15 protein-coding genes are annotated in these 12,590 nt (G+C 42.5%); 7 read left to right on the forward strand and 8 right to left on the reverse strand.

The window, feature by feature from the left end:
- On the reverse strand, positions 1 to 144 hold the full coding sequence (locus ACZ5XX_RS06380) for a hypothetical protein (RefSeq protein ID WP_464583621.1): 144 nt from the start codon (positions 142 to 144) through the stop codon (positions 1 to 3).
- Between the two features lie 50 nt (positions 145 to 194).
- Between ACZ5XX_RS06380 and ACZ5XX_RS06385 the strand changes: the two genes are divergently transcribed.
- From ACZ5XX_RS06385 to ACZ5XX_RS06400, 4 genes are read left to right on the forward strand one after another with little or no spacing between them, the layout of a single operon-like run.
- Positions 195 to 758 (forward strand): GMP synthase subunit A, encoded by a 564-nt coding sequence (locus ACZ5XX_RS06385; protein ID WP_464586281.1) that lies wholly within the window; start codon positions 195 to 197, stop codon positions 756 to 758.
- On the forward strand, positions 758 to 1,684 hold the full coding sequence (guaA, locus tag ACZ5XX_RS06390; RefSeq protein WP_464583623.1) for a glutamine-hydrolyzing GMP synthase: 927 nt from the start codon (positions 758 to 760) through the stop codon (positions 1,682 to 1,684). The genes ACZ5XX_RS06385 and guaA overlap by 1 nt, the downstream gene beginning before the upstream one ends.
- Positions 1,685 to 1,743: 59 nt before the next feature.
- Positions 1,744 to 2,739 (forward strand): U32 family peptidase, encoded by a 996-nt coding sequence (locus tag ACZ5XX_RS06395; protein ID WP_464583625.1) that lies wholly within the window; start codon positions 1,744 to 1,746, stop codon positions 2,737 to 2,739.
- Positions 2,739 to 3,107, forward strand: a complete 369-nt coding sequence (locus ACZ5XX_RS06400; protein ID WP_464583627.1) for a DUF5402 family protein — start codon at positions 2,739 to 2,741, stop codon at positions 3,105 to 3,107. Before ACZ5XX_RS06395 ends, ACZ5XX_RS06400 begins: the two co-directional genes overlap by 1 nt.
- 2 nt (positions 3,108 to 3,109) lie before the next feature.
- Here the strand turns inward: ACZ5XX_RS06400 and ACZ5XX_RS06405 are convergent, their stop codons facing one another.
- Positions 3,110 to 3,544 carry a GAF domain-containing protein gene (locus ACZ5XX_RS06405; protein WP_464583629.1) on the reverse strand — a complete coding sequence of 145 codons (435 nt, stop codon included), beginning with the start codon at positions 3,542 to 3,544 and terminating at the stop codon, positions 3,110 to 3,112.
- 42 nt (positions 3,545 to 3,586) lie between these two features.
- Here ACZ5XX_RS06405 and ACZ5XX_RS06410 point away from each other — a divergent pair, with 42 nt between their 5' ends.
- Positions 3,587 to 4,747: an Nre family DNA repair protein gene (locus ACZ5XX_RS06410; RefSeq protein ID WP_464583631.1), complete on the forward strand. Its 1,161-nt coding sequence runs from the start codon at positions 3,587 to 3,589 to the stop codon at positions 4,745 to 4,747.
- Positions 4,748 to 4,763: 16 nt separating this feature from the next.
- A complete protein-coding gene (locus ACZ5XX_RS06415) occupies positions 4,764 to 5,729 on the forward strand; it encodes a DegT/DnrJ/EryC1/StrS family aminotransferase (protein WP_464583633.1) in 966 nt (321 codons plus the stop codon).
- Here the strand turns inward: ACZ5XX_RS06415 and cgi121 are convergent.
- From cgi121 to ACZ5XX_RS06440, 5 genes are read right to left on the reverse strand one after another with little or no spacing between them, the layout of a single operon-like run.
- Positions 5,713 to 6,180, reverse strand: a complete 468-nt coding sequence (gene cgi121, locus ACZ5XX_RS06420) for a KEOPS complex subunit Cgi121 (protein WP_464583635.1) — start codon at positions 6,178 to 6,180, stop codon at positions 5,713 to 5,715. The two genes, ACZ5XX_RS06415 and cgi121, sit on opposite strands and share 17 nt — an antisense overlap.
- Positions 6,171 to 7,664: a 2-isopropylmalate synthase gene (locus ACZ5XX_RS06425; protein WP_464583637.1), complete on the reverse strand. Its 1,494-nt coding sequence runs from the start codon at positions 7,662 to 7,664 to the stop codon at positions 6,171 to 6,173. The genes cgi121 and ACZ5XX_RS06425 overlap by 10 nt, the downstream gene beginning before the upstream one ends.
- Positions 7,655 to 8,686 carry a TIGR01177 family methyltransferase gene (locus tag ACZ5XX_RS06430; protein WP_464583639.1) on the reverse strand — a complete coding sequence of 344 codons (1,032 nt, stop codon included), beginning with the start codon at positions 8,684 to 8,686 and terminating at the stop codon, positions 7,655 to 7,657. The genes ACZ5XX_RS06425 and ACZ5XX_RS06430 overlap by 10 nt, the downstream gene beginning before the upstream one ends.
- Positions 8,677 to 9,813: a geranylgeranyl reductase family protein gene (locus tag ACZ5XX_RS06435; RefSeq protein WP_464583641.1), complete on the reverse strand. Its 1,137-nt coding sequence runs from the start codon at positions 9,811 to 9,813 to the stop codon at positions 8,677 to 8,679. Before ACZ5XX_RS06435 ends, ACZ5XX_RS06430 begins: the two co-directional genes overlap by 10 nt.
- Positions 9,814 to 9,828: 15 nt before the next feature.
- Entirely contained in the window at positions 9,829 to 10,425 is a 597-nt protein-coding gene (locus ACZ5XX_RS06440) for a PH domain-containing protein (protein ID WP_464583643.1), read from the reverse strand.
- A gap of 50 nt (positions 10,426 to 10,475) precedes the next feature.
- On the opposite strand from ACZ5XX_RS06440, the gene ACZ5XX_RS06445 reads away from it, so the two are divergent.
- A complete protein-coding gene (locus ACZ5XX_RS06445; RefSeq protein WP_464583646.1) occupies positions 10,476 to 11,198 on the forward strand; it encodes a UPF0280 family protein in 723 nt (240 codons plus the stop codon).
- 70 nt (positions 11,199 to 11,268) lie between these two features.
- Here the strand turns inward: ACZ5XX_RS06445 and ACZ5XX_RS06450 are convergent, their stop codons facing one another.
- Positions 11,269 to 12,501 carry a proteasome-activating nucleotidase gene (locus ACZ5XX_RS06450; protein ID WP_464583648.1) on the reverse strand — a complete coding sequence of 411 codons (1,233 nt, stop codon included), beginning with the start codon at positions 12,499 to 12,501 and terminating at the stop codon, positions 11,269 to 11,271.
- Positions 12,502 to 12,590 lie beyond the last annotated feature (89 nt).

The raw sequence follows: 12,590 nt of genomic DNA on the forward strand, positions 1-12,590 counted from the left end.
CTAGTCTCCTGACTTGAGGAAGATGTAGATAATATATGCTATTATGAGGATCACTATAACCGGCAGTAACCATATGAGCACATAAAAGGCTATAACTGCAAGTATCACCGCCACTATCAAATATATAATATCACGTACTTCCATAGTAGTAAATGTAATCTTATATAATTTATAGTTTCCCCCCAGGGGGTGGGATTGTGATATTCATTGTGAACAATCATGGACAATATAATCATAGGATTTATAGGACGCTACGATACCTTAATATACCCTCAAAGATAATACCTAATACTATCCCAGTTGATGTCCTCCTAGAATATGAGCCCAATGGGATTATAATAGGTGGGGGGCCCTCTGTAGGTGAGGCTGGGAATTCTATAGAATATATAAGGGATATTAAGTTGCCCATACTTGGCATATGCCTTGGACACCAGCTCATGGCCCTAGCATTCAATGGTAGGGTTGGTAGTGCAGAAGCTGAGGAATATGCCCAGATAGAAATAGAAATATTGGACGAGGATGATATATTCAAGGGCCTCGGATCCCATATGAGTGTATGGGCTTCGCACAAGGATGAGGTTAAAATTTTACCAGAGGATTTTAAGGTCCTTGCAAGGTCAAGTATATGTGAGATAGAAGCCATGAAACATGTTAAAAGGCCACTTTATGGTGTGCAGTTTCATCCTGAGGTCCATCACACGCTAGAGGGTCCTAGGATATTCGAAAACTTTTATAGGGTGTGCGAGGGCGTGGAATAATGTTCAAACCATCAGATTTCATAAAAGAGGCAGTAGAGGATATAAAAGAACGCGTAGGTGATGGTAAGGCTATAATAGCACTCTCGGGTGGTGTTGACAGTTCAGTTGCATCAGTACTCGCCAGCAGGGCTATAGGGGAGAGGCTAGTAGCAGTATTCGTGGATCATGGCCTCCTAAGAGAGAGTGAGGTTGAGTATGTCAGGGAAACCTTTAGTAGTCGCCTTAATCTGCGTTTCATCGACGCTTCAGACAGGTTTTTAAAAGAACTCAAAGGAGTCACCGACCCTGAGGAAAAGCGCAGGATAATCGGGAGAGTATTCATAGAAGTCTTCGAGGAGGTTGCGGAGGAAATAGGCGCTGAATACCTTGTCCAGGGGACTATAGCACCTGATTGGATTGAAAGTGAGGGGAGGATCAAATCCCACCATAATGTAACCCTACCCCATGGCCTTGTCTTAAAGATAGTTGAGCCCTTAAGGGAACTTTACAAGGACGAAGTACGCATCCTAGCTCGAGAACTAGGCCTCCCAGATAGGATAATCAAAAGACAACCATTCCCAGGCCCGGGTCTTGCTGTTAGGATAATAGGTGAGATAACCCCTGAGAAGATTAGGATATGTAGAAGGGCTAATGCTATAGTAGAGGAGGAGATAATAGCCGCGGGATTGGATGAAAGGCTCTGGCAATACTTCGCAGTACTTACTGATACGATGGCCACAGGCGTTAAAGGTGACATGCGGGACTTTGGCTATCTTGTAGTTTTAAGGATGGTTGAATCAATAGATGCCATGACAGCAAGGGTGCCTGAACTACCATGGGACCTTATAAGGAGAATATCCAAGCGCATAACCTCTGAGATACCTGAAGTGACACATGTAGCCCTCTCAGTGAGCGACAAGCCACCAAGCACCATAGAATTCGCATAATAAGAACTCTCCTTTTTTTATTATCATAATCCTTATATTAGGGTATTCCTAGAATACCAATGATGAAGTTTAGCGCGCCACTCCCAGGAGACACAGAATCCCTCAGGAAAATAATAAAAGAACTAAAAGGGGGCATAGACGAGGTTTACATGGCAGGCCCATCAGAGTACATGGGCAGCGGCCGGGCAACATTACATTCACCACTCCTAGAAGACATTGGAAGGCAAGCATCCTATGCACATCACCACAATATCAAATTTAAATTGATTCTAAATTCCTCATGTTTGTCAGGGCAACACCTAACCTCCAATGGTTACAACATCTTCAGGAAGTACCTAGAAGAATTAGAGACACTAAACGTGGACACAGTCATAGTCTCAGACCCATACCTAGTAGAGATGATATCAAAGGAACTACAGGATCTAAAAGTGGGAGTATCATGCATAGCCCACGTGGATTCACCCCAAAGGGCCGAATTCTTCGAAGATTTAGGAGCAGATGAGATAACAGTCGACACGAATATAAACAGACACTTCGACTTGTTAGAGGCTATAAGAGAAGCTACAACTTGTAAACTCAAGGTCATAGCCAATGAAGCATGCCTTTATAAATGCCCATTCCGTCACTCACACTTCAACTTATTCTCACATATCACAGCTTCACCCCAAATAGCCATCATAGGAGACTACTATTTCGAAAAGTGTATTTCACTACGAGTTAGAGAACCCACACTCATAATAAGATCGCCTTGGATAAGACCAGAAGACATCCCGGAATATGAAAAGATAGGCATCGACATAATAAAAATTTCCGGCAGAGCAAACACCACTCAATGGATAATAGACACCATGAAAAGTTACCTCCAAGGAAACCACAAGGGTAATCTCCTAGAATTATTGGATTGCCCAAACGAATTAAGGGACCACTTCCACATACCAAACGAAAAACTTGAAGGCGCTATAAGACAATGGAAAACCTGCAAAAAATCATGCCATAAATGTAATTTCTGCGAAAACCTCGCCAAAGAGTTGATCCTTAAAAGAAGGGACCTATAATGAACAAAACCTTAAAAGAGTTGTCCCATGCAAGGGACAAGATCGAGGACACCCTCCAAGAACTGAGTGGGAGGGCGATATTCGTCCCCGAGGTTAAAATATTTAACATGGCATGCGGCTGCAGGGGATTGCTCGCAGACCTCAGGGGCCTTGAAACAGAAGAAGCAGAAGTCTTCCACAAGAAAATAGCAAAAACCTTAAAGGGTATCCTAGGAAGGTTAGATCTCAAGGCGGACATGATATACGCGCGGAATTTCCCAGGAACCTACATGGTTGTTGGCATAACCGCCAGAAGATTCTGTGGGAAATGCAAAAGAGAACTTGGAAGCATAACCTCACGTCCAGACATAATAATCCTCAAACAATAGTTCTAGAGCAGCCTTGAGATTATTAACGCAACCTTTTCGAGCAAGTCTTTGTCAAGTTCGTCAAAGGCGGCAGGCCGGTTACTGTCAACATCAAGAACTCCAAGGATCCTATCATCCCTTTTGATAGGGATGGCTATCTCAGATTTAACACTTTCGTTACACTGAAGATAATCATCATCAGATAAAACATCATCAACAATAGATGCTCTACCAGTCCTCGCAACTCTCCCACATACTCCACGTTCTAATGGTATCCTAACATGTGGCGTGGCCGGACCCATATATGGGCCTAATACTAGCTCATCACCCTCCAGGAGATATATTCCAACCCAGTCAAAGTATGGTATACTTGAAAGTATTCTTATTATTTCATCAATGGACAAGTCAGGTCTAAGTTTCCCTTGGACTCTACCAATTATAGTCTCTTTAGAATCCATACAATGACTATATTAGGGGGTAATTCCTATAAAGTTTTTCTGATGATAAGATCGAAGTATAAATACCTTGAAAGGCTTACAAAGAAGATTAGACTGAGATCATCAAATTTTGAGAAGGAAATGGAAGGATCCACACCCCCATCAGTTTTCATCGGAAGCTATAATTATCCGAAGGTCTATGCAGGGCCTCTTGTAACATCCAAGGGTGATGATGTCCATCTCATGGATTTACCAGAGGAATGGATACCTAAAGGTAAAAGTATCCAGGATATCATAGGATATCGTCTCAACCTTGTAAGGGGAAAGCAGAGGGTCCATGTCAAAGATTTCAATAACAAACTAGTGGAGAAACTCCAGGAGATAACACTCGCCAAATCCCCTGTTGACAGCGAAGTCTTATTCTCACATAAGCCAAAGGGACTGCACTTTTTTGGTGATGAACATCCACCACATGGGCCTAGTGCCCCAATAGAATACTTCCAAGTAGACAATGTGAAATGGGATCGTCATCTTGAAAAGGCCTATTATGATAGCGACCTTAAAGCATCTGATGCAATATACGACCTCTATAGGATGGGAGTGCCATTCTCCACTATACAGAAGAGTCTATCAGTGGGTGTCCTAGGCATTGAAGGGAAGCGCAAGCTCGTACCCACCCGCTGGTCCATAACAGCCTGCGACAGCATACTAGCAGGCAGGCTCCTTAAGAGAATCCAAACTTATAATATTATCGACTCCTATAGGGTATATGAGTTTGAAAGTTTTAAAAACAAGTATATTATAATATTAACGCCTACGAGATGGCAATACGAGTGGATAGAAGTCTTCTTGGGTGTTATAGGATCAGAAAAGCTTATATTTTCTGACCATGAAATTGGGGATTCAAAAAGAGGATACTCAAGGGTTGGCGGCTGTTATTACAGTTCAAAAATGGCCGTGCTTGATGCCCTTGACCGTGAAGAGAAACAGGCTGGTGCAATAGTATTAAGGGAGGCATACAGGGGATACATTCCACTTGGAGTGTTCAATGTACGCGAGAGTGTGAAAAATGCCATGAAACAGGCCCCCATGGAATTCAACACTCTCGGGGGCGTGTTAAAGTGCATTGGTGGATGTTTAAAGCTTGGACTTGATGAGTATATTAGGGAGAGCCGCCTCCTCAGAGAGACTGGTAGGCAGACAAGCCTCGACGAATTCACATAGAAAAGGTGGGAGAGCCTTGAATCTCAAATTTAGAAGACCATCAAAGGCCGCTATGAAGGCTCTCTGCAAGGCCGCCATGGAACCATCCAAAACAAAGAAGATCCTAGAAGAGGCTGAAAGTAGAATATCGGGATTAACAGGGCATAGAATGGTTAAGCTCGTGAATAGTGGGAACGCCGCATTATTAGCTGTTATGAGCAGTCTGCCATCACCTTTCATCATACCAGACCAGGGGGGTTGGAGAGGCTTCAGACAAATCCCCAGGTTTCTCGGTAAAAAAACGATAACATTAAAAACTAATCTTGGCATTATAGAACCCAGAGAACTCAAAAACACAATCAGGGAAAGAAGGCCTTCAGCGCTCTTTTTAACAAGTTTCGCCGGTTACACTGCTGAACAGCCAGTCAAGGAGATCTATGACATCTGCTCTGAGAATGGTATAGTTCTCGTGGAGGACGCCTCAGGGAGCATAGGTGACCCCCTTGGCCATCTATGTAATAGCAACTATAATGATGTTATAATAGCGTCAACAGGATCCCCTAAGATAGTGAATGCTGGTGGCGGGGGCTTCATAGCAACTTCCAACCAAAGAATACTCCAAGACAATCTACTTTCAAGGACTTTGAAGATCGACCCTTATCTGCCAGCAGCAATAAACGAAGAACTCAAAAGGGCGCCGCAAACACTTAAAAGGCTCCTTGAAGCCACAGAATACCTTAAAAGGAGAATAAAAAGGGTATATCATCCGAGGAGCAGAGGGGTGAACATAATAATACCCACAGAGGATCCCCTAGGGGATTCTCGGAGACTCCGTAAGATCCTAGAAGTGGATGGTGGGAATATTTTAACTCTCTGTCCCAGCTATGATCGCCTGAAGAAGAAGGCAGTGGCAGTGGAGATAAAAAATTTAGAGGTTGAATCACTCACAAAGGATAACCTTGATGGTCTGATAGAACTGATAGAGTCTACGATTCAAGGATGAGGAGGGTTGTGCGCTCTATAAGTGCCCCTGTAACACCCACAAGTTCTATTTCATCTTTTGTCAAATTATAGAGTTTTTTAAGGTATCTTGTATCTGGTTCGAGGACGGTGTCGTCCCGCTTGAAAATCCTTGATAATGTATCTAATCTATCAGAGTCTATAAGAACTGCGCATATCTCCATCGGCCCCTCCTTGAGGCCCACCATCTTGAGGGCTTTGCTTATTTGCCTTGTGGCGGCTGTCCTTAGGCATATTTCCAAGCCAATGTCATTTGCTATGTTCTCTCCCCTCTTGAATGCTTTGATTGCATGTGCCGTGGCGTGTAACACGTGCTCTCTACCAGCCACTGCCTTGGCATCCATCAATTGCACGATACCATCATCTTCCAGCATACCTAAGGTTTCGTTTATATCTTCTATTCGGCCTTTAAATCCTAGGATTTTTATCTCCATTTTTTTCTCATTTTTTCATTTGATAATAGGCGGTTAACTCCACTTATGAATGCCTCTACACTGGCCATTATAATGTCTGGTTGTGTGCTTCTTGCGCTTATGATCTTGTCTTTGTATCTAAGCTTTATTATCACGTCGATGAGGGCGTCTGTACCTCCTGTTATAGCATCTACGTGGTACTCCTCCAATTTTATATCTGCAAAATCCTCTAAGCTCTTTTTTATGGCTACTATTGCCGCGTCAACCGGTCCCACACCTATACCAGCTTCTAGGATCTCTTTTTCATTTATTCTTAGTTTTACTGACGCTGTTGGGGTCACTTTATTACCTGATATTACTGTAACTTCTTCAAGGTTCACCATTTTATCCTCTACAATGCCTACCACGTCCTCTGCTATGGCCTGGAGGTCCACGTCTGTTACACATTTACCCATGTCACCTAGGCTTTTAACTCTCTCAAATATTTGTTGAAATTGTTTTTCATCAACTTTAAAATCGAATTCTTCTAACTTTTCTTTCAGTGCGCTAGTCCCGATATGTTTACCAATAACGAATCTTCTCTCACGGCCCACGAGTTCGGGTGTTATGGGCTCATATGTCTCGGCTTTTTTAAGGATGCCATCGACATGTATGCCTGATTCGTGGGCGAATGCATTTTCGCCGACAATAGCCTTGTTAGGTTGGATGTATACTCCTGTAAGTCTTGCCACCATCTTAGAAGTTTCATATAACATTTTTGTATTAATGTTTGTCTGAACATCATATAGAGAGTAGAGGGCTACTACAATCTCCTCAAGGGCGGCATTACCTGCTCTTTCACCTATACCATTTATGGTTGCATGTACTTCACTTGCACCTGCCCTTAGGCCCATAAGTGAATTTGCAACTGCGAGTCCGAAGTCATTGTGGCAGTGAACGCTTAATGGTGCTTTAAGTTTTGAAAGTTCGCCATAGAATTCATAGGCTCTTTCTGGTGTTAGGATTCCTACGGTGTCGCATGCACAGATTCTCTCAGCCCCCGCACTTATACTTTCTTTTAATATTCCCTTTAGGAATTGCATGTTGCTCCTTGTCGCGTCTTCAGCTGAGAATTCCACGATCAATCCATGGTCTTTTGCATATTCTACGGATTCCAGTGCCTCCTCTTTTACTTGACTTGGGGGTTTTCGGAGTTTTTCCTTTATATGGAGTTCAGAAGTTGGGACTACTAGGTGTATGCTGTCAACGTCACATTCTAGTGCCGCGTTAATATCACTTTCGATGGGACGTGCAAAACTACATACTTCAGCGTCCAGTCCCTCTTTCGCGATCCTTTTAAGGGCTTCCCTTTCGCCTTCTGATGTTATGGCTGATCCTGCTTCGATGATGTCAACACCGAGATCGTCTAATCTTAATGCTATTCTAAGTTTCTCTTCTGGTGTTAATGAGACTCCTGGTGTCTGCTCACCGTCTCTGAGTGTTGTATCTAATATTTTCACTTGCAATGAGATGAACCCCCAGTTTTTTCTAGTGTATATATGATCCTAGTAAGGCTTTTATGCATCCTTATAGCATGTTTTTCTTTTATCGTGAATTCATCTGTTATATCCTCTAGTTGGAGGTAATGTGGTGTTGCCATGCATATTCTACCATCTTCTTGTAGGTTATATTTTGCTGTTTTGAGAAATTCTTTATAGAGTTTTTCTTGTTCCTCTCCCATGGTGGAGGCGGATATCCCATAGGGTGGGTCGGTTACAATGGCCTTCACGGGTTTTTCAAGTTTGAAACTCCTGGCATCAGCCCTTATAAGCTCATAGTCTCTTATACCATAATATTTGAGGTTTTCTTCAGCTCCTTTAATCATCTTAGGGTCTATGTCGACTCCTATTACCTTCGCCCCTATTAAGCCTGCTTCTATGAGTATGCCCCCTGTCCCGCAGAAAGGGTCGAGGAGTGTTTCCCCTTCTCTGACACCTGAAAGGTTGACCATACACCTGGCAAGTTTTGGACTCATGGAGCCAGGATAAAAAAATGGTCTTTTATGGGGCTTCGCATTGTTGAAGTGTTTCTTGTCGGTTTTATAGAGTCTTTTTGTGATAAATATTTTATCATTTTCTATGATCAGACGGATTAGTGTCTTGGGGTTTTCCAAGTTTACGCGGAAGTGTGGGTGGCCCTTTTTTATGATGGTGCCTATCCTTTTTTCTATAAGTGGCGAATCTATGGGGGTTTTATCTATTTTTTTTACTCTGACTGCGAAGTCATCCTCTATCAGCTCCTCCCAAGGGATGGATTTTATTGTTTCTTCAAGTCCCCCGGGCGCTGTTTTTGATATGACCTGGGATATTTCATGTGTATAGGCTAGCCTAGAGAAGATAGGGATTTTATCTGCTCTGGTTTCGAGTGTCATTAGCTTGTCTCTGAGATATTTTACCTTGTATTTTATATTTTCTGCTCTTAGCAGGTTCTTGACTTCACTTGGGGGTAGTGTTTTGTGTTCTCCTGACAGTATCATAGCTATTTCCATATTCTTGTCACCTTCTTCCAGATTAGGGATGGTATCAGTGATGTGATAAGGCCTCTTTTTAGGAATTCTTGTATTAGTGGTGTTTGATCGTCCATGTCACCGTATGTTATTATGATGTCCTTGAGGTTTTTTTCTTTCATCTTTAGGATTGCATTGTCCAGTTCTTCATTACCTAGGAGTTTAAAGGTTTTCTGGAGTCTGAGTTGATTTTTGATTTCCTTGTCGTGGATTTCATGGTACCTTTCATGATATTCTCTGAGTATACTATGATCTCCCTCAGTTATGGCCTCTTCTATGGCCTCGGCCGCTATCCTAGCTGCTCTAAAACCTAATATGAGGCCCCCGCCGGTGGTTGGTTTTACCTGGGCTGCTGAATCGCCTATGAAGATGCATCTGCCCTTGTATAATCTCCTGTTGGGATCTGGTGCTGGTATGTTACCGTGGTATTTTTCAATTATCTTGAAGTGAGGTGAAAAACCTTTTATGAACTTGATTAGGAAATCCCAGGGTTTTCTAGACTCTGAAAAGAAACCTATCCTTGCCTTTGTCTTCGATAGGGGTATTCTCCAGAGGAAGCCCGGGCTAATATTCGCGTTGATTTTCAAGTCGAGGAACTTCGGATCCATTATGGTATCTTGGTATTCTATAAGGTATTGTTTTGCATGGAATCCTCTCTGACCTGGTTTGAAGCCCATTGCATCAACGAGGATGGGGGCTGATAGGGTATCTGTTCTGTTTATTGTTACTTCGCCATGTTTATAATCAACTTTTGTCACTTTACTGTTTGTTAAAAGTTCAACTCCATTGGAGACAGCCTCCTCGGCCAGGTGCTGGTCATAGGATACTCTGTCAATTACATAGGCTTCCACGTCATCCTTGGAGATCTTCAGGGTATGATCTGATGGTGAATGTATGATAGCACCCTTTATCCTGTTTATTATGAACTCATCTGGTAATATGTTAACCTTTTTTATCTTCCATGATACTAAACCTGCACATTGTAGTGGTAAGCCTACTATCTTCTTTTTTTCAACCAATCCAACTTTGAAGCCTTTTTCTGCCAAGAGTCTTGCGAGGGTAGATCCGATCGGACCAGCACCCATGACGAGAACATCATAATCCCACATCTATACCCATCCAAGTTACCTTAATCTTTTGAACTTATTTGAATGTTTTTTAAGCGCTGACCCCCTACTTGGGGGCTTATTCCCTCTCAAACCCTTAGACATGGCTTCATATTCCCCAGAGATTAACTGGTTTATCAGTTGATCTATCCTCTGGGGGTTAGGGGCGTTTTTTAAAACTATGGGTGTGTGTTCATGGCCTCCGAATATTTGGATATCCCCAGCAGATACTAAACGTTCTAATAGGCTCTGGGAAAATACCACATCAACTATCTTATCATAGTATATGTATGAAGTTTCCTTGTGTAGGAGACCCTTTTCTATGACAACCCGCTGGTCAGTTAAAATGTACCTTGTAAACCTCCAGGATATAAAATCTATTATCGACTTTATGATCAATACTAATATGATAATTAGGAATATCCATGTTACTATCTGTACAAGTGGCAGCCTAACAGCAGCTCCTATAGAATATTCAAATTTTGCGGTGGCCTCCATGGCGAATGGTAGAATATAGAATAATATCACAACTGCTATAAGGTTTAATATTATGGAACTTGAATAAAGGAACAGGCGAGGACGAGTACTATAAATGATCCTTTCACTAGATTTCATGGTCAATACCCCCAAACATTAAATAATTAGAGAATATTGATAGTATTTTGATGAGAGATAATATAAAGATTAAGGAGACGAGGATAAAACTCTCCACCGACATAGAGGATCATGGCCTCCCAGCTTTCATATTAAAGGAAAGGTTATTATTGGAAGATTATATAAGGCGTAGACCCTATTTTCTCACATCCCTCGAACCATTAACAGCCGAGGACGGGCCTACTATAGTTAGGATGATGTCGAAAGCGGGCTTAATCGGTGGAGTGGGGCCTATGGCGGCGGTTGCAGGGACCATATCTGAATTATCACTTCACCATCTCATAAGTAAAGGTTCAAAGTATACCATAATTGATAATGGTGGGGATATAGCACTTATAAATGATAGGAAGGTTAATATTGGATTATATGCTGGTGATTCACCCCTCTCTGGGGAGATAGGATTCCAGTTGAAGGCTAGTCGAAAACCCCGTGGGGTGTGCACATCCTCTGGTACCATTGGACACTCTATAAGTTTTGGACGGGCTGATGCGGTGACAGTGTTCGCTTCTAGGGCTAGTGTGGCTGATGCACTTGCAACGTCAATCGCCAACGCAGCTGATGGTAATAAAGACTATGAAGCTGTGGAGAACGCCTTGGAGAAAGCTGAAGGTTTTAAGAATTATTTCCATGGGGTTCTAGTGGTTGTTGGGGAAAATGCTGGTATAATAGGGAAAATACCAAAGTTGGTGAAAACGGATAAGAAGGTGACAATAGGAGAATTATGGGATGTTTAGCCTCAGATCGCCCATCATTCATCACCTCTTCAGAGCTCATAGGGTTCATCACAGGCCAACAGATATTCTTTTAGCCGAACATTACCCCAGCTTCTCTTCTGAAATCTTCTTCCTTTTCGATTCCAGTTATCTTGTCCACTGCATTTAGGAAGTCGTTCATTGTAACCTCTTCCCTTTCTTCTCTGATGGCGAACATACCAGCTTCTGTGCATATTGCCTTCAAGTCGGCGCCTGATGCCCCGTCTGTCATCCTTGCGATGAGGTTTATGTCAACATCATCTGCGAGTGACATGTTAGCTGTGTGAATCTTGAGGATTTCCTTGCGTCCTTCCTCGTTTGGTAATGGCACTTCTATGAACCTGTCGAATCTGCCCGGCCTTAGAAGGGCGGGGTCTAGGATGTCTGGCCTGTTTGTTGCCGCGACTATACCAACGTCACCCCTTGATTCGAAGCCGTCAAGTTCTGCTAGTAATTGCATTAGTGTCCTTTGAACTTCCCTGTCACCACTTGTTGAACTTTTAAGTCTTTTCGCCGCCACAGCATCGATTTCGTCGATGAATATTATACTCGGAGATTTTTCCTTGGCTAATTCGAAAACTCCCCTGACTATCCTTGCACCTTCACCGATGTATTTTCGCACGAACTCTGATGCTACTATCTTTATGAATGTTGCATGCGTTTCATGGGCAACAGCCTTTGCAAGGAGGGTTTTACCAGTGCCTGGAGGGCCGTAGAGTAAAACACCCTTTGGGGGTTCTATGCCTATCTTTTCGAATAGTTCTGGTTTGCTTAAGGGTAATTCCACCGTCTCTCTGACTTCTCTTATTTGTTCTGATAGGCCGCCTATCTGATCGTATGTTACGTCAGGTCTTTCTTCAACTTCCATGCCTGTGACTATTGGGTCTTTCTCGGATGGTAGCACATCAACTATGCTGAATGTTTGCTGGTTTAGGGCTACTCTCGCCCCTGGTTGTAATAGTTTCTTGTCTATGAACCTTGAGTAGCTTATAACGAAATGAGGACCTGTAGTGCTCTTCACGGCCACTCTATGATCGTCCAAGACCTCGGTGACCGTGGCTATAACCAGTGGAGGCGTTCTAAACCTTTCTATCTCTCCTCTGAGAGATTTAACCTCCCTGTCTAATCTTAGTTTTTCATTTTCAATTAAGAGTTTATCCTTTTCGAGTTTTTTAATCTTCCATGTTAGTTTTCTCTTTATCTTGGCATTTTCCTCTTTAAGGGCTCTTATCTCCTTTTTTAGTTCTTCAATTTTTTTAAAAAGGTAGAGTGGATTATTTTCCATGATTCTAGAACACTCCTATCCAAATTTTTTAATCCAAATTGGACTCCCCCATGATATTGGAGGGTTCCCGCTTGAGAATGATAATATCT

This window comes from Methanothermobacter crinale (genome assembly GCF_055397825.1).